Source organism: Rhodoglobus sp. GW821-FHT12B09 (assembly GCF_058809925.1).
Map to the genome: position 1 here is coordinate 64,961 of NZ_JBXATB010000007.1, position 15,552 is coordinate 80,512.

Genomic DNA, 15,552 nt, shown 5'->3' on the forward strand with positions numbered 1-15,552 from the left:
GTTATGGAAATCCTCATCGTCGTCGGCGTCATCGTCCTGCTCGTCGTCATCATCGGCGGGTACCTCTGGGCCACCTACAACGGGCTCGTCACGCTCAACGTGCGCGTTGACGAGGCGTGGAGCGACATCACGGTGCAGCTCAAGCGCCGGGCCGACCTGATCCCGAACCTCATCGAGGCGGTCAAGGGCTACGCGGCCCACGAGTCGCAGGTCTTCGAGAACGTGACCAAGGCCCGCGCCGAGACCCTCGCGGTCTCGAGCCCCGCTGACGCCGCGGTCGCCGAGAACCACATGCAGTCGGCCCTCAAGTCGATCTTCGCGGTCGCCGAGGCCTACCCCCAGCTCCAGGCGAGCCAGAACTTCCTGCAGCTGCAGGGCGAGCTCGTCGACACCGAGGACAAGATCCAGGCCTCGCGCCGCTTCTACAACGGCGGTGTGCGCGAGCTCAACACCAAGATCAAGGTCTTCCCGAACACGCTGTTCGTGCGCGGGCTCGGCTTCACGGAGCGCGAGTTCTTCGAGGTCACCGACTCGGCCTCGATCGCCGAGCCGCCCCGGGTGCAGTTCTAGTTTCTCGCTGATCGAGCCTGGGCCCGCCCAGGCTCGATCACCGGTTTAAGGACCCGACATGTATCGCAATATCGCGAAGAACAAGCGCAACACCGTCTTCATCATCATCCTGTTCGTCATCATCATCGGCGCCCTGGGCCTCGCGCTCAGCGCGTTCATGGGCGGCAACCCGTGGGTCGTGACGACCGCGACCGTGATCGGCGCGGGCCTCTTCACGCTCATCCAGTACTTCGCCGCGTCCGGGCAGGCCCTGGCCATCAGCGGCGCGCAGGAGATCACGAAGGCCGACAACCCGCGGCTGTACCGGATCGTCGAGAACCTGTCCATCACCACGGGCACGCCGATGCCGAAGGTGTACATCATCAACGACCCGGCGCCGAACGCGTTCGCCACCGGCCGCGACCCACAGCACGCCTCGGTCGCGGCGACCACGGGCATCCTCGAACTGCTCGACGACTCGGAGCTCGAGGGCGTCATGGCGCACGAGCTCGGCCACGTGCAGAACTACGACATCCGGGTGTCGATGATCGTCTTCGGCCTCGTCGTCGCGGTCGGCTTCATCTCCGACATCGCTCTGCGCTTCACGCTGTTCGGCGGCCGCGGCAACAACAACAACAACGGCGGCGGCAACCCGGTCATGATCATCATCGGCCTCGCGGCCCTCGTGATCTCCCCGCTCGTCGCCGCGGTCGTGCAGGCCGCGATCTCCCGTCAGCGGGAGTACCTGGCCGACGCGACGGGGGCGCTCACCACGCGGCATCCGGATGCCCTGGCCTCCGCCCTCGAGAAGCTGGGCCAGTACGGCCGCCCGATGCGCCGGCAGAACTCGACCATGGCGCACATGTGGATCGCCGACCCGACCAAGCCGGGCCTCATGGACAAGCTGTTCTCCACGCACCCGCCGATCGCCGACCGGGTCAAGCGCCTGATCGAGAGCGGTAGGAGCTTCTAAAGGTCTGCTGGTTGAGTAGCCGCCTGCGGCGTATCGAAACCACTCGCACGTTCCACCAGCGGCACCCCCAGCTCCGCCGCGAGGGCGGACGCGAGATCGCCCCACTGCTGCACGACCAGCCCGTCGAGCCCCTGCCACGCGGCGGTCTCGCGGAGCAGCTGCGCGATGCGCGCCACGTCCGGGTGGTGGCCGGGCTCGGTCCACGCGGACTGCACCCGCAGCGCGCGGCTCTGCCGGTCGGACTTCAGGTCGATGCGGCCGACGAGCGCCTCGTCCTGCAGCACCGGCAGCGTGTAGTAGCCGAACTGCCGCTTCGGCCCCGGGGTGTAGATCTCGATGCGGTAGCGGAAGCCGAACATGCGCTCGGTGCGCGCCCGCTCCCAGACGACGGGGTCGAAGGGGGAGAGCAGCGCGGTGCCCTCGACGCGGCGGGGGATGCGCGCGTCGCGGTGCAGGTAGGCCGGCGGCCACCCCTCGACCCGCACGGGCAGCAGCTCGCCCGCCTCGACCAGCTCGAGCACCGCGGCCTTCGCGTCCGCCTGGTACAGGCGCCAGTAGTCGGCGAGGTCGCGGACCGTGCCCACGCCCAGCGCCTGCGCGCCCTGCCGCACCAGCTCGCGAATGGCATCGGCCTTCGGGATGCTCGCGCCAAGGACGTGCGCGGGCAGCCGCCGCTCGGGCAGGTCGTAGAAGCGCTCGAAGTTCTTGCGGCCCGCGACCACCACCCGGCCGTCGAAGAACATCGTCTCCAGGGCCGACTTCACCTCCGACCAGCCCCACCACGGACCGGAGCGCTTGTTCGCCTCGTGCTCGATCTTCGACGCCGGCAGCGGCCCCTTCGCCGCAAGCTCGCCGAGCAGGAAGTCGGTCATCCGGGTGTCGGTGCGATCCCAGGCCTTCGTCTTGCCGGTGCCTGCGCGCTCGTTGTCGCGGAACCACTGCCACAGCGGCCAGGACTCGACGGGGATGAACGCCGCCTGGTGCGCCCAGTACTCGACGTACGGCGCCCGCCGGGCGAGCAGGAGCCTGTCGAGCTGCGCCTTGTCGTACGCCCCCAGCCGGGCGAAGAGCGGAAGGTAGTGGCTGCGCTCGAACACGTTCACGGAGTCGATCTGCAGCACGGCGAGGCGCTGCAGGGCGAGGTTCAACTGGCGCGTGCCGACGGGGCCGGGGGCGCGCCCGAAGCCCTGCGCCGCGAGGGCGATGCGGCGGGCCTGGGCGGCGGAGACATCCACGCTCCCGACAGTACTGAACGCGACCGACAGCGCGAGTTCGCCTCCCGTTCACCCTGCGGGCACCGCGCCTACCCCGGCGCTCCGTAGCGTTCCGACCGAGGTTGTCCGGTATCCCTCGCCCTGTACACAGCTCAGGCGGCCGGCGGCCCAGAAGAGGACACTCTCTTGTTCAAGAAGCGCAACCTTGCCGCTCTCGCGCTCGTCGCGGGCGTGGCGATCTCGCTCTCCGCCTGCGCCGGTGCCAGCACCCCCGCAGCCTCCGACGTCGACGCGGCCACCGCGACCAGCGCCGAGGACTTCGGCGGGCTCGACGCCCTCGTCGCCGCCGCGAAGGCGGAGGGCCAGCTCAACGTCATCGCCCTTCCCGACAACTGGGCGAACTACGGCGCCATCAAGGCGCTGTTCGAGGAGAAGTACGGCATCACGGTCAACTCGGCCGACCCCGACATCTCCTCCGCCGAGGAGATCGCCGCCGCCGACAACCTCAAGGGCCAGGACACCGCCCCCGACGTCTTCGACCTCGGAACGGCCGTCACCCTCGACAGCCTCGACTACTTCGCGCCCTACCAGGTCGCCAACTGGGACGAGATCCCGGCTGAGAACAAGGAGTCGACCGGCCTCTACGTGAACGACTACACCGGCTCGATGTCGATCGGCTACGACTCGAACTCGGTCCCCGAGCCCACCTCGCTCGACGACCTGCTGAAGCCCGACTACAAGGGCGCGGTCGCCCTCAACGGCGACCCGACGCAGGCGGGCGCGGCCTTCGCCGCCGTCGGCCTCGCGACTGTGCAGTCCGGCGGAACGCTCGACGACTTCACCCCCGGCATCGAGTTCTTCGAGAAGCTGAACGACGCGGGCAACTTCCTCCCGGTCAACGCCACGGGCGCCACGATCGCCTCGGGCGAGACCAAGGTCGTCTTCGACTGGAGCTACAACAACCTCGCCGCCGCGGCGACGGTCGACGGCTGGAAGGTCACCACGCTCCCGGGCGCGGTCTACACGAGCTTCTACAACCAGGCCATCAGCAAGGACGCGCCGCACCCGGCCGCCGCTCGCCTCTGGCAGGAGTTCATCTACAGCGCCGAGGCGCAGAACCTGTTCATCGTCGGTGGCGCGTACCCCGTGACCATCAAGACGCTGCAGGACGCCGGCACGGTCGACAAGGCCGCGCTCGAGGCTCTCGGCGAGCTGAAGGGCGACCTCGTCACCCCCACCGCCGAGCAGGCCGAGGCCAACGCCGCGATCCTCGCCTCGAAGTGGGCTGCCGCGATCTCCTGATCGCGCGCAACTGATCAACCACAGTGACTGTCGCTCACGCGCCAGCTCTGACCAGCACTGGCGCCGGGGCATCCCCCCGGCGCCAGTCACGGTCCGGCCTCGCGAAATACCTCGGGCTGACGCCCTTCGCCGTCTACGTGATCCTGTTCCTCGCGATACCCACGGCCCTCGCCGTGAGCACCGGGTTCTTCACGGAGAGCGGCGCGTTCACGCTCGACAACGTCGCCGGCATCTTCGCGCCGAACGTCATCGCCACCTTCGGCAGCTCGTTCTGGGTCTCCGCGGTCACCGCCGTCGTCGGGGCCGTGATCGGCGCCCTCGTCTGCTACGCCCTGCTCGGCACCAGGGCGGAGGGCTCGCTGCGCACGGTGATCGACTCCCTCTCGAGCGTGCTGGCCCAGTTCGGCGGCGTCATGCTCGCCTTCGCCTTCATCGCGACCATCGGCAACCAGGGCCTCATCACCGTGGCGCTGCGCGGCCTCGGCATCGACCTCTTCGCGAGCGGCCCCTGGCTCTACCAGGTGCCGGGCCTGCTGCCCGTGTACATCTATTTCCAGGTCCCGCTGATGATCATCACCTTCATGCCGGCCCTGCAGGGCCTCAAGACCACCTGGGCCGAGGCGAACGCCACTCTCGGCGGCACGCCCTTCACCTACTGGACCCGCATCGCCATCCCGGTGCTCGCACCCTCCTTCATCGGCAGCCTGCTGCTCCTCTTCGCCAACGCGTTCTCCTCCTACGCGACGGCGGCGGCGCTCATCAGCCAGGGCGCGCAGATCGTGCCCCTGCAGATCCGCTCCGCCCTGGTGAGCGAGACGGTGCTCGGCCGCGAGAACATGGCGGGCGCCCTGGCGCTCGGGATGATCGTGGTCATGGTCGTCGTCATGTGGGGCTACTCGGTCCTGCAGAACCGAACCTCGAGGTGGCAGCGATGAAACTCGGAACCGAGCCCTCGGCGGTCACGCGCTGGATCATCCTCGGCGTCGTCGGCGTGATCTTCGCGATCCCGATCATCGCCCTCCTGCAGTTCTCGTTCCGCGACGGGCTCGGCGGCGGCTACACGCTCGACCACTGGACGGGGCTCTTCGGCCCGGAGGCCGCGCGCACCTACCGCGGGCTCTTCCAGGCCGTCGGCAACTCCGTGCTCCTCGCGATCGTGACCGTGGCGATCGTGCTCGTGATCCTGCTGCCGACGATGATCCTCGTGCACCTCCAGTTCCCGAAGCTCAAGCGCGTGCTCGAGTTCATCTGCATCGTGCCGATCACGGTTCCGGCGATCGTGCTCGTCGTCGGCCTCGCCCCGGTCTACTCCGTGGTGGTGAAGCTGTTCGGCAGCGGGGTCTGGACCCTGGCCTTCGCCTACGGCATCACTGTGCTGCCCTACGCGTACCGGGCGATCCAGTCGAACCTCGACGCCGTGCCGGTGGTCACTCTCAGCGAGGCGGCCCGCTCACTCGGGGCGGGCTGGCTGACGGTGCTGGGCCGCGTGCTCCTGCCCAACCTCCGGCGGGGAGTCCTCGCCGCCGCGTTCATCTCGGTGGCCGTGGTCCTCGGCGAGTTCACGATCGCGAGCCTGCTCAACCGCGTGAACCTCCAGACCGCACTGCTCCAGGTCGGCCAGTCCGACCCCTGGGTCGCGGCGATCTTCGCGCTCCTCGCACTCACGTTCGCGTTCGTGCTCCTCCTCCTCATCGGCCGACTGGGTGCTACCCGGAACCGGAGTTCATCATGACCAGCAGCATCCCCATCGCCACCACCATCGCCCCGTCCCTCGCGACGGAGGGCGCCACTGTCGAGCTCATCGGGGTGGTGAAGGACTACGGCAGCCACCGCGCGCTGAACTCGATCGACCTGTCGATCAAGCCCGGCGAGTTCATCGCCCTGCTCGGCCCCTCGGGCTGCGGCAAGACGACCGCGCTGCGCGCCCTCTCGGGCCTCGAGACGGTCAACGGCGGCCGCATCGTGATCGACGGCGTCGACGTGGCGGACGTGCCCACCAACAAGCGCGACATCGGGATGGTCTTCCAGTCGTACTCGCTGTTCCCGCACATGACCTCCCTCGAGAACGTCGAGTTCGGGCTGCGCATGCGCAAGGTGCCGGCCGACGAGCGCCGCGCCCGTGCCCTCGAGGCGCTGGAGATGGTGGGACTCGGCACCTTCGCGGAGCGCTTCGCCCACCAGCTCTCGGGCGGCCAGCAGCAGCGCGTGGCACTCGCCCGCGCCCTCGTCACCCGCCCGCGCGTCCTCCTGCTCGACGAGCCGCTGAGCGCCCTCGACGCGAAGGTTCGCGTCTCGCTGCGCGACGAGATCCGCCGCATCCAGACCGAGCTCGGCATCACTACCGTGTTCGTCACGCACGACCAGGAGGAGGCGCTCGCCGTCGCCGACCGGGTCGCCGTGATGAAGGACGGCGTGATCGAGCAGATCGGCACCCCCGAGGAGCTGTACACGACGCCCGCGACCCCGTTCGTCGCCGACTTCGTGGGCCTGAGCAACCGGGTCAGTGCCGAGCTCTCCGGCGGCAAGGTGGTCGTGCACGGCAAGAAGCTGGACCTGCTGGGGGCGCCGCAGCCCGACGGCCCGGTCACGGCGTACGTCAGGCCGGAGGATATCGCGATCGAGGGCAAGGGCATCCCGGCCACCGTCGTCGCCTCGAGCTTCCTCGGGAGCCTGCGCCGCACCCAGGTGGTGCTCGACGACGGCTCGCTGCTGTCGATCCAGCACGAGGTGGACACGCGGCCGCAGCCCGGGGACGCGGTGTTCCTGCGTCTGAAGGGCGCGCCGGTGAGCGCCGTGCCCCGCACAGTCAATGCCCCGGTTTCGGAGGTCGCGGTTCCCTAGACTGACGGGATGGCACTCCGTCGCAAGGTCGGCCCCCGCACGGTCGAGACACCGCCCACCGCACAGGACATCGACGCCGTCGTCCCGCCCTCGCTGCGGATCGCGGGGGCGTACTCGTGGCGCATCCTGCTCGTCGTCGCGGTCGTGGGCGTGGTGATCTTCGTGATCGCCCAGCTCAAGGACATCGTGGTGCCGTTCATGATCGCGATCCTCGTCGCGGCCCTGCTCGTGCCCCTTGTGAACTTCCTCGTGCGGCACCGCTGGCCGAAGGCGCTCGCGGTCGCCGTCGCCATGGTCGGCACCATAGCGATCGTCAGCGGCCTCATCTTCGTGATCGTGCAGCAGATCCGCAGCGGGTACCCCGACCTGCAGAAGCGGTCGCTCCTGGCGTACGACCAGTTCAAGGACTTCCTCGCGAACTCGCCGCTGCAGCTCGACGACAAGCAGATCCAGGGCTACATCGACCAGGCCTTCGCCGCGATCCAGAAGGACAGCCAGGCGCTCCTCTCCGGCGCGCTCTCGGTCGGGACGACGGCGGGCCACGTGCTCGCCGGCCTCCTGCTCGTGCTGTTCGCGACGCTCTTCATCCTGATCGACGGCCGGGGCATCTGGGCCTGGATCGTCCGGCTGTTCCCGCGCCGCTCGCGCACGGCGCTCGACGGGTCGGGCCGGGCGGGATGGGTGACCCTCACCACGTTCGTGAAGGTGCAGATCTTCGTGGCCGCGGTGGACGCGATCGGCATCGGCGTCGGCGCCTGGATCCTCGGGCTCGTGTTCGGCGGGTTCCCCCTCGTCATCCCCATCGCGATCGCGGTGTTCCTCGGCTCGTTCATCCCCGTCGTCGGTGCCGTGCTGACCGGCACGATCGCCGTGTTCGTGGCCCTCGTCTACCTCGGCCCGTTCCCCGCGCTGCTCATGATCGGCATCGTCCTGCTGGTGCAGCAGGTCGAGGGGCACATCCTGCAGCCGCTCGTCATGGGCTCCGCGGTCAAGGTCCACCCGCTCGCCGTGGTGTTCGCCGTCGCGGCGGGATCGTTCCTCGCGGGCATCCCCGGGGCGCTGTTCGCCGTTCCGGTCATCGCGGTGGCCAACGTCATGGTGAAATACATTGCAGCGGGCCAGTGGAGGACGGACCCGAACCCGAAACCGAAAGACGTTCTGCCTGATGCCTGAGACTGCTGTGGGGCCCTCCCTCTCCGACTTCCAGGAGGCCCGCGAGCGCGTCGCCCCGGCGATCCACGTCACGCCGATGGAGACCTCGAGCTACCTCGGGGGAGTCCTCGGGGTGCCGGTGTTCCTCAAGTGCGAGAGCCTGCAGCGCACCGGGTCGTACAAGATCCGCGGCGCGTACAACCGCCTCGCGCGCCTGACCGAGGAGGAGCGGGCGCGCGGCGTCGTCGCGGCCTCCGCCGGCAACCACGCCCAGGGCGTCGCCTACGCCGCCCGTGAGCTCGGCATCAAGGCGACCATCTTCATGCCCCTCGGCGTCGCCCTGCCCAAGCTGCAGGCCACGAAGGACTACGGCGCGGATGTCGTGCTGCGCGGCCACACCGTCTCCGAGCCCCTGCGGGCCGCCGCCGAGTTCGCCCGGACCACGGGCGCCGTGCTCATCCCGCCCTTCGACCACTTCGACGTCGTCGCGGGCCAGGGCACCCTGGGCCTCGAGATCCTCGACCAGCGCCCCGACGTCGAGACCGTCGTCGTGCCCATCGGCGGCGGCGGGCTCATCTCGGGCGTTGCGAGCGCCATGAAGCAGCGCGCCGCCCTCGACGGCCGCACCCTCCGCATCATCGGAGTGCAGGCGGCGAACGCGGCGCCGTACCCCGTCTCGCTCGAGGCGGGCGCCCCGACCGAGATCACGATCGCCCCGACCATCGCCGACGGCATCGCTGTGGCGCGGCCGGGCGACCTGAACTTCGAGATCGTGAGCACCTACGTCGACGAGGTCGTGACGGTCACGGACGACGACACCGCGCAGGCGCTGCTCGTGCTGCTCGAGCGCGCGAAGCTCGTCGTGGAGCCCGCCGGCGCGGTGGGCGTGGCGGCGGTCCTCGCGGGCAAGGTCGCGGCGACCGGCACGACCGTCGTCATCCTGAGCGGCGGCAACATCGACCCGCTCATGATGGAGCGCGTCATCTCGCACGGCCTCGCCGCGTCCGAGCGCTACCTGAAACTCCGGATCCCCCTGCCCGACCGCCCCGGCCAGCTCGCCCGCACCGCCGCCATCGTCGCCGAGGCCAACGCCAACGTCGTCGAGGTGCTCCACACGCGGCACGGCAGCGGACTGCAGATCAGCCAGGTGGAGCTCGAGCTGCACATCGAGACCCGCGGGCCCGAGCACGCGGAGGACGTGCTCGCGCGCCTGCGCGACGAGGGCTTCGAGCCGCGCATCGACTTCTGAGCCGCCGGCCGGGCTGATAGGTTCGTCCCCGTGGACGACCTGCAGCCGATCGCGCCCTTCACGTTCGATCAGGCTGCTGACCAGCCGCCTGCGGCTGGTCAGCCCGCCGCCGAGCCGCCCCGCAGGCGCCGCACGGCCCTCATCGTCTCGCTCGCGGTCGGAGTGCCGATCCTCGCCGCTGCGGGCGTCTTCGCCTTCCTCCTGCTCTCCGGAGCCTTCGCCGACCCCGAGCCGCCGCACCTGACCGCGTCGCAGGCCGCCCGCATCGAGGACGAGGTCGCCGAGCGGGAGGACCTGCTCGGCGAGCTCGACGACCAGCGCGCGGCGTACCGCACCGCGGACTCGCAGTGGGACCAGTCGCTCGCCTGGGCCGAGGACGCGCACGGGCCCGCCGACCAGCCCGCGGTGGCCGTCGCCAATCCGGGCGGCGACGCGCTGCCGGGCGACGACCCGGCCGGCCGTGCGTTCCTGGACTCGATCGGGGCGACGGATGTCTCGGTGGTCTTCGACGCCGGTCCTGACAACTGCGGCTACTACGGCAACGGCGGGCAGGCGGACTACGTGTACGCGGGCGGCTGCTTCCGGGGCGACTACGCGAACACCCTCTACATGGCGTGGGACCCGGGCGCCGAAGACCTCGTCTGGGCGATCTTCGTGCACGAGGCGATGCACTGGTTCCAGGCGGAGAAGTACGCCCAGGCCACCTACCTCGCCGACTTCGCGGGCATCGACGCCGCCTCGTACAACGACAAGTGGGAGGCGGATGCCAGCTGCCGGGCCGTGTACGTCTACGGGATGTCCCTCGACGACTACGCGGACTCGAGCTCGCCGTGCACGATCGACGGCTGGTACGAGGGCTGGATCAGCGACTACCTCACCTCGCTCGGGGCGAGCCTGACAGAGCCGGACCCGGCGACGTACGAGCTCGTCGAATCGAGCCGTCCGTGAGGGCCGCGAAGGGCGCTGTCGTGGCCGCGGCCGTCGTGCTCCTGCTGGCAGGCTGCTTCGGCCCGGGAGAGGACGAACTCATCACGCAGGCCTCCGGCGACTTCGACGGGCTCGTCGACCAGGCGGCGGCCGCCGACGTGGCGGTGCTGCACACCCTCGAGGTCGAGAAGCCCGCCGTCGAGTCCTGCGGTGCCAAGACCGAGGACGAGCACACGGTGTTCGTCGCTGCGGGGACCATCGCCGTCCAGGCCGACTCGGTCGACGAGCGCGAGCTGGTCGACGGGTTCGAGCTGAGCGAGAAGACCGACGACGACGAGGAGCGCTGGACCGAGGTCCGCAAGGACCTCGACACCGGGCAGCGGGCGTGGGTCGACCCCCAGGGCATCACCGCGACGGTGACCGTCGACGACGGCCTGCTGGTGGTCGCCGTGTTCAGCCCGTGCCGCTAGTACTGTCCAAGGGACGGCCGGCTGCTGGTCGGCCGGCTACGGGACGTAGGTCTCGACCTTGAGGATCTTGACCGCGATCGCCTTGCCGTTCGGCGCCGTGTAGCTGGTCTCGTCGCCGACCTTCATGCCGATGATCGCCGTGCCGAGCGGGCTGCCCTCGCTGTAGACGTCGAGGTCGCTGTCGCCCACGATCTCGCGGCTGCCGATGAGGAACGTGCTCTCGTCGCCGAGGATGGTCGCGGTGATCACGGTGCCGGGCTCGACGACCCCGGTGCTCGCGGGTGCCTCGCCCACGACCGCGTGGCTGAGGAGCTGGGTCAGCACGCGGATGCGCGCCTCGATCTTGCCCTGCTCCTCCTTGGCGGCGTGGTAGCCGCCGTTCTCCTTGAGGTCGCCCTCTTCGCGCGCGGCCTCGATCTTCTTCGCGATCTCGAGACGGCCCTCTCCGGAGAGCTGCTCGAGCTCCGCAGTGCGACGGTCGAACGCCTCCTGGGTCAACCAGGTGACCGAGTTGTCGTTAGCCATTGGAGCCTCCCTGAACATGATGAATCCGGCCGCGCGGGCCGGAATGATTCAGCCTAGGTCAGCCAGCAGCGGTAGATCAACCCGGTAACGGCGGGCTCCGTGGTGAGCACGCGCTGGGTGAGGTCCCGGGTGCGCTGCGTCGAGGCGGGAACGTCGACCACCTTCCACCCCACGATCGCGAACGTCGAGTTGAGCGCCTGGACAGCGCACCGGGCATCCGTGCCGGGCTCGACGGTGAACTGCCAAGTCACATCGACCGCCGAATCGCCGACGATGCTGTGCGCCGTGTCCTCGGCCTGGAACTGCGCGGGGGCCCCGAGGATGCCCGCCCACAGCAGCCACGCCGCGAACACGGCCACGAACGCCAGTGCTGAGGCGATGACCACCACGCGGGTGCGGCGGGACGCGGAGCGCGTGCGGCCGTAGCGCGCATCGAGGTCGGTCAAGGGCCACTCCATTAGTCTTGAGGTTCCAAGGCTAAAGGACATTTCAGTGACACGGCGCTTGCTGGCTGTACACGCCCATCCCGACGACGAGTCGAGCAAGGGCGCCGCGACGTACGCGTACTACGCGGCCTCCGGCGCGACGGTCACCGTCGTGAGCTGCACTGGCGGAGAGCGCGGCGATGTGCAGAACGAGGCGCTGGAGCCTCGGGCGATGGCCGAGCGCGACATGGCGGGGCTGCGCCGCCTCGAGATGGCCGCCGCGCAGAGCGTGATGGGCATCGAGCACCGCTGGCTCGGCTACGTGGACTCCGGCCTGCCCGACGACTACACCCGCGAGCGCGCGGACCTCCTTCCGGCGGGGTGCTTCGCGCTCGTGCCGCTCGAGATCTCCGCCGAGCCCCTCGTGCGGGTGATCCGCCAGACCCGCCCGCAGGTGATGATCACCTACGACGAGAGCGGCGGGTACCCGCATCCCGACCACATCCGCACCCACGAGCTCGCGCTGTACGCGTGGGAGGCGGCTGCCGACCCCGCACGCTACCCGGAGCAGGGCGCGCCGTGGCGCATCTCGAAGGTCTACTACGACCGCGTCTTCAGCCCGGCCCGGGTCGCCGCCGTCCATGACGCGCTGGTCGCCGCGGGCCACGAGCGCGCCGCGGACATGGCCGAGATGCGCGAGTGGCTGACGGGCCGGCCGGATGCCACGACGACCCGTGTGCCGGTGGGGGAGTACCTCGACACCCGCGACGCCGCCCTCCGCTCGCACGCGAGCCAGGTCGCCCCCGACGACCGCTTCTTCTTCTGGCCCAACGACGTGCAGCGCACGGCGTGGCCGTACGAGGACTTCCAGCTCGCCGAGTCGTCGGTCGAGACAACCCTTCCCGAGAGCGACCTGTTCTCGGGCATCACAGAGGATGACGCATGACCTTCGGCGTACTGGCCAGCTACGTGATCGTGTTCCTGGCGGACCCCACCCCGAGCCCCACCCCCGGCGAGTTCACCGGCGACGAGAATGCCGTCACGCCGGGCGTGATCGGCTTCGTGGCCACGGCGTTCGTCGCCGTCGTCACGGTGCTGCTGCTCATCGACATGACGCGCCGCGTGCGGCGGCTGCGCTACCGCGCCGAGATCCAGGAGAAGCTCGAGGCGGAGAAGGCCGAAAGCGACCGAGGAGAGAGCTAGCCCAGCACCGGAGGGTTGATCGCCACGATCAGGATCCCCGTCCAGTGGCACAGGAACGCGAGCAGCGTGAGCGTGTGGAAGATCTCGTGGAACCCGAACACCCCGGGCACCGGGTTCGGCCGCTTCAGGCCGTAGATGACGGCGCCCACGGAGTAGAGCACGCCGCCGACGAGGATCAGCGTCATCATCACGGCATTGGCGGTGAAGAAGTCGACGATGAAGGCGAGTGCCGCGTAGCCCAGCAGCAGGTAGAGCGGCACGTAGAGCCAGCGCGGTGCGCCGATCCAGAACACCCGGAACAGTATGCCGATGCCGGCGCCGCCCCAGACCAGCCAGAGCAGCAGCGCCGCCTTCTCGGGCGGAAGGCACAGCACGGTGATGGGGGTGTACGAGCCGGCGATGAGCAGGAAGATGTTCGCGTGGTCGATGCGCTTGAAGATCGCCTTGACCTTCGGGCTCCAGTTGATGCGGTGGTAGAGCGCGCTGGTTCCGAACAAGAGGAGTGAACAGGCGAAGAAGATCGACGTGCTGACCTTGGCGGCCGTGCCGTCGGCGAGCACCACGAGGACAATGCCCAGCGCGATGGCCACCGGGAAGGTCCCCGCGTGGATCCACCCCCGCCAGGTGGGCTTGATATCGGCGGTGCCGTGCTCGATCTCATCCTCGAGGAGCGGGAGATTGGGGACGTCGGGCAGGCTCATGGCGCCAGTGTACGGCAGCGCCCGCACAGCCAGCTGGGCTAGCGTATGCATGTGAAAGAGCGCCAGATCCCCCTCGGTCGCGGCCTCCTCTACGGCCTCTACCAGAACCGGCTCCGGCGCTTCCTCGCCAAGCAGACCGTTCCGCGGCACGTCGCCATGATCATCGACGGCAACCGCCGCTGGGCTCGCCTGCGCGAGCTGGAGACGGCCGCGCACGGCCACCGCGCGGGCGCTGCGAAGTACCGCGAGTTCCTCGAGTGGTGCGACGACCTGGGCATCTCGGTCGCGACCCTCTACCTGCTCTCGACCGACAACCTCACCGGCCGCACCCAGGTCGAGCTGGAGAGCCTCTTCGAGATCATCGGCGACCTCGCGGAGGACCTCTCGCACTTCCGAGACTGGCGCGTTCAGCACGTCGGGTCGACGGAGGGACTCCCGGACGACCTCAAGAAGCGCCTCGCCGAGGCCGCCCAGCGCACCGAGGGCAACCGGGGGCTGCACGTCAACCTCGCCATCGGCTACGGCGGGCGCCGTGAGATCGCCGACGCGATGCGCAGCATCGTGCAGGCCCACGAGAGCAAGGGCGGCACGCTCGACGCGCTCGCCGAGCTGCTCACCCCCGAGCTCATCGGCGAGCACCTGTACACGGGCGGACAGCCCGACCCCGACCTGGTGATCCGCACCTCGGGGGAGCAGCGCATCAGCGACTTCATGCTGTGGCAGAGCGCGCACAGCGAGTTCTACTTCGTCGAGGCCCTCGGACCCGACCTGCGCGAGGTCGACTTCCTGCGCGCCCTGCGCGACTTCTCACGCCGCCAACGGAGGTTCGGACAGTGACTATCGACGAGTTCGTTGCAACGTTCACCGAGGAGCCCGGCTACCTCGACTTCGCCAAGCGCGCCCCCGTCGGCCGCACCGTGCGCGACGAGGAGGCGGCCATGTCGAGCCTCCTCGGCCGCTCGAGGTTCGGCACGCTCGAGACCCTCGAGGAGCAGGATGCCCGGGTCCGCGCCGCGGTCGCGAGCACTATCGGGTTCCGCGACGACCAGGTGGTCTTCCAGCCCAACACGAGCCAGGGCCTCATGCACGCCATGTTCGGCCTCACGGGGGAGATCCTGCTCTCGCCGGCGGAGTTCCCGAGCAACACGTACGCGGTGTCCCGGGCCGCCGATGCCCTCGGCGTCGTCTCGCCGCGCTGGCTCGAGACCGACCACGGGCGCGTCACCCCCGGCAACATCAAGCGCCAGCTCCGCAAGTCGACGGTCGCCGTCGGGGTGAGCCTCGTCGACTACCGCACGGGCCACCTCGTCGACCTCGAGGGCATTCGCCAAGTGATCGGCGACCGCCTGCTCATCGTGGACGCGATCCAGGGCTTCGGCATCGTCGACGCCCCCTACGAGGTCGCGGACGTCGTCGTCGCGGGCGGCCAGAAGTGGGTGCGCGCGGGCTGGGGAACAGGCTTCCTCGCTCTGAGCGACCGAGCGGCCGAGACCCTCGTGCCGGTGTTCTCCGGCTGGAACGGCACCGACGCGGAGGGGACTCCCACCGAGGTGCTGCCGCCCGCCCGCGGTGCGCGCGCCTTCAGCATCAGCAACCCCGACCCGGTCGCCCAGGCGCGGTTCGCGGCGGCGCTGGAGGAGATCGCGGCGGTGGGCATCCCGGCCATCAACTCGAAGCTCGCCGAGAATGTCTCCCGTGTCATCGACCTCGCGGACGAGTTCGCACTCGAGGTCACCTCGGCGCGGGCCGAGCCCGAGCGGGCGGGCATCGTCGTCGTGGCACCGGAGCCCGACCAGCTGACCGTACTGGTGGCGTCGCTGCACAACCACGGCATCACGTCCACGTCGCGCGAGGGCACGGTGCGGCTCAGCCCGCACGTCACCACCGACGAGGAGACGTTCGCGATGCTGCGCGCCGCCTTCACCTCCTTCGGCAGCGCCGTCAACCTCTAGCGCTGGCTTTCGGGCGCACTCGGTAGCGCCGTCAACCTTTAACCTTTCGGACACATTCGGCGGTGTGTC

18 protein-coding genes are annotated in these 15,552 nt (G+C 69.7%); 14 read left to right on the plus strand and 4 right to left on the minus strand.

Going from position 1 to position 15,552, the window contains the following annotated elements:
• Positions 1–3 precede the first annotated feature (3 nt).
• Together AC1RTC_RS13360 and AC1RTC_RS13365 are read left to right on the plus strand one after the other, a co-directional pair.
• Complete coding sequence (locus tag AC1RTC_RS13360) at positions 4–570, plus strand: LemA family protein (RefSeq protein WP_493156449.1); 567 nt, start codon at positions 4–6, stop codon at positions 568–570.
• A gap of 58 nt (positions 571–628) precedes the next feature.
• Positions 629–1,522, plus strand: coding sequence for a M48 family metallopeptidase (locus tag AC1RTC_RS13365; RefSeq protein ID WP_493156451.1), 894 nt, complete (start codon positions 629–631; stop codon positions 1,520–1,522).
• Here AC1RTC_RS13365 and AC1RTC_RS13370 read toward each other — a convergent pair.
• Positions 1,519–2,757: a winged helix-turn-helix domain-containing protein gene (locus tag AC1RTC_RS13370; protein WP_493156453.1), complete on the minus strand. Its 1,239-nt coding sequence runs from the start codon at positions 2,755–2,757 to the stop codon at positions 1,519–1,521. The genes AC1RTC_RS13365 and AC1RTC_RS13370 overlap by 4 nt on opposite strands.
• A gap of 165 nt (positions 2,758–2,922) precedes the next feature.
• Here AC1RTC_RS13370 and AC1RTC_RS13375 point away from each other — a divergent pair, with 165 nt between their 5' ends.
• Genes AC1RTC_RS13375 through AC1RTC_RS13410 form a run of 8 tightly spaced genes read left to right on the plus strand, consistent with a single transcriptional unit; the run spans position 2,923 to position 10,677 of the window.
• Positions 2,923–4,038, plus strand: coding sequence for an ABC transporter substrate-binding protein (locus tag AC1RTC_RS13375; protein ID WP_493156455.1), 1,116 nt, complete (start codon positions 2,923–2,925; stop codon positions 4,036–4,038).
• A gap of 23 nt (positions 4,039–4,061) precedes the next feature.
• Positions 4,062–4,973, plus strand: coding sequence for an ABC transporter permease (locus AC1RTC_RS13380; RefSeq protein ID WP_493156457.1), 912 nt, complete (start codon positions 4,062–4,064; stop codon positions 4,971–4,973).
• The gene (locus AC1RTC_RS13385) at positions 4,970–5,770 is read left to right on the plus strand and encodes an ABC transporter permease (RefSeq protein ID WP_493156458.1); all 801 of its coding nucleotides are present in this window, start codon (positions 4,970–4,972) and stop codon (positions 5,768–5,770) included. The genes AC1RTC_RS13380 and AC1RTC_RS13385 overlap by 4 nt, the downstream gene beginning before the upstream one ends.
• A complete protein-coding gene (locus AC1RTC_RS13390) occupies positions 5,767–6,879 on the plus strand; it encodes an ABC transporter ATP-binding protein (protein WP_493156459.1) in 1,113 nt (370 codons plus the stop codon). The genes AC1RTC_RS13385 and AC1RTC_RS13390 overlap by 4 nt, the downstream gene beginning before the upstream one ends.
• Before the next feature lie 9 nt (positions 6,880–6,888).
• The gene (locus AC1RTC_RS13395) at positions 6,889–8,052 is read left to right on the plus strand and encodes an AI-2E family transporter (RefSeq protein ID WP_493156461.1); all 1,164 of its coding nucleotides are present in this window, start codon (positions 6,889–6,891) and stop codon (positions 8,050–8,052) included.
• Positions 8,045–9,280: a threonine ammonia-lyase gene (gene ilvA, locus AC1RTC_RS13400; RefSeq protein WP_493156462.1), complete on the plus strand. Its 1,236-nt coding sequence runs from the start codon at positions 8,045–8,047 to the stop codon at positions 9,278–9,280. The genes AC1RTC_RS13395 and ilvA overlap by 8 nt, the downstream gene beginning before the upstream one ends.
• A 30-nt stretch (positions 9,281–9,310) precedes the next feature.
• Positions 9,311–10,228, plus strand: a complete 918-nt coding sequence (locus tag AC1RTC_RS13405) for a hypothetical protein (RefSeq protein ID WP_493156464.1) — start codon at positions 9,311–9,313, stop codon at positions 10,226–10,228.
• Entirely contained in the window at positions 10,225–10,677 is a 453-nt protein-coding gene (locus AC1RTC_RS13410; protein WP_493156467.1) for a hypothetical protein, read from the plus strand. Before AC1RTC_RS13405 ends, AC1RTC_RS13410 begins: the two co-directional genes overlap by 4 nt.
• 36 nt (positions 10,678–10,713) lie before the next feature.
• Here AC1RTC_RS13410 and greA read toward each other — a convergent pair whose 3' ends face one another.
• Both greA and AC1RTC_RS13420 read right to left on the minus strand, forming a co-directional pair.
• Positions 10,714–11,202, minus strand: coding sequence for a transcription elongation factor GreA (greA, locus tag AC1RTC_RS13415; protein ID WP_493156470.1), 489 nt, complete (start codon positions 11,200–11,202; stop codon positions 10,714–10,716).
• Positions 11,203–11,255: 53 nt separating this feature from the next.
• Positions 11,256–11,648 carry a DUF4307 domain-containing protein gene (locus AC1RTC_RS13420; protein ID WP_493156472.1) on the minus strand — a complete coding sequence of 131 codons (393 nt, stop codon included), beginning with the start codon at positions 11,646–11,648 and terminating at the stop codon, positions 11,256–11,258.
• 46 nt (positions 11,649–11,694) lie between these two features.
• Between AC1RTC_RS13420 and mca the strand changes: the two genes are divergently transcribed.
• Together mca and AC1RTC_RS13430 are read left to right on the plus strand one after the other, a co-directional pair.
• Positions 11,695–12,573: a mycothiol conjugate amidase Mca gene (mca, locus tag AC1RTC_RS13425; RefSeq protein ID WP_493156474.1), complete on the plus strand. Its 879-nt coding sequence runs from the start codon at positions 11,695–11,697 to the stop codon at positions 12,571–12,573.
• Entirely contained in the window at positions 12,570–12,830 is a 261-nt protein-coding gene (locus AC1RTC_RS13430; protein WP_493156476.1) for a hypothetical protein, read from the plus strand. Before mca ends, AC1RTC_RS13430 begins: the two co-directional genes overlap by 4 nt.
• On the opposite strand, the gene trhA is transcribed toward AC1RTC_RS13430, so the two are convergent.
• The gene (gene trhA / locus AC1RTC_RS13435) at positions 12,827–13,531 is read right to left on the minus strand and encodes a PAQR family membrane homeostasis protein TrhA (protein WP_493156478.1); all 705 of its coding nucleotides are present in this window, start codon (positions 13,529–13,531) and stop codon (positions 12,827–12,829) included. The two genes, AC1RTC_RS13430 and trhA, sit on opposite strands and share 4 nt — an antisense overlap.
• A 51-nt stretch (positions 13,532–13,582) precedes the next feature.
• Here trhA and AC1RTC_RS13440 point away from each other — a divergent pair, with 51 nt between their 5' ends.
• Complete coding sequence (locus tag AC1RTC_RS13440) at positions 13,583–14,368, plus strand: isoprenyl transferase (protein WP_493156480.1); 786 nt, start codon at positions 13,583–13,585, stop codon at positions 14,366–14,368.
• The gene (locus AC1RTC_RS13445) at positions 14,365–15,483 is read left to right on the plus strand and encodes an aminotransferase class V-fold PLP-dependent enzyme (protein WP_493156482.1); all 1,119 of its coding nucleotides are present in this window, start codon (positions 14,365–14,367) and stop codon (positions 15,481–15,483) included. The genes AC1RTC_RS13440 and AC1RTC_RS13445 overlap by 4 nt, the downstream gene beginning before the upstream one ends.
• Positions 15,484–15,552 lie beyond the last annotated feature (69 nt).

What these genes read in the sequence shown, in the direction of transcription:
- AC1RTC_RS13360 (WP_493156449.1), top strand. Translation starts at nt 4, where the DNA reads ATGGAAATCCTCATCGTCGTCGGCGTCATCGTCCTGCTCGTCGTCATC.
- AC1RTC_RS13365 (WP_493156451.1), top strand. Translation starts at nt 629, where the DNA reads ATGTATCGCAATATCGCGAAGAACAAGCGCAACACCGTCTTCATCATC.
- AC1RTC_RS13385 (WP_493156458.1), top strand. Translation starts at nt 4,970, where the DNA reads ATGAAACTCGGAACCGAGCCCTCGGCGGTCACGCGCTGGATCATCCTC.
- AC1RTC_RS13390 (WP_493156459.1), top strand. Translation starts at nt 5,767, where the DNA reads ATGACCAGCAGCATCCCCATCGCCACCACCATCGCCCCGTCCCTCGCG.
- AC1RTC_RS13395 (WP_493156461.1), top strand. Translation starts at nt 6,889, where the DNA reads ATGGCACTCCGTCGCAAGGTCGGCCCCCGCACGGTCGAGACACCGCCC.
- ilvA (WP_493156462.1), top strand. Translation starts at nt 8,045, where the DNA reads ATGCCTGAGACTGCTGTGGGGCCCTCCCTCTCCGACTTCCAGGAGGCC.
- greA (WP_493156470.1), bottom strand. Translation starts at nt 11,202, where the DNA reads ATGGCTAACGACAACTCGGTCACCTGGTTGACCCAGGAGGCGTTCGAC.
- AC1RTC_RS13430 (WP_493156476.1), top strand. Translation starts at nt 12,570, where the DNA reads ATGACCTTCGGCGTACTGGCCAGCTACGTGATCGTGTTCCTGGCGGAC.
- trhA (WP_493156478.1), bottom strand. Translation starts at nt 13,531, where the DNA reads ATGAGCCTGCCCGACGTCCCCAATCTCCCGCTCCTCGAGGATGAGATC.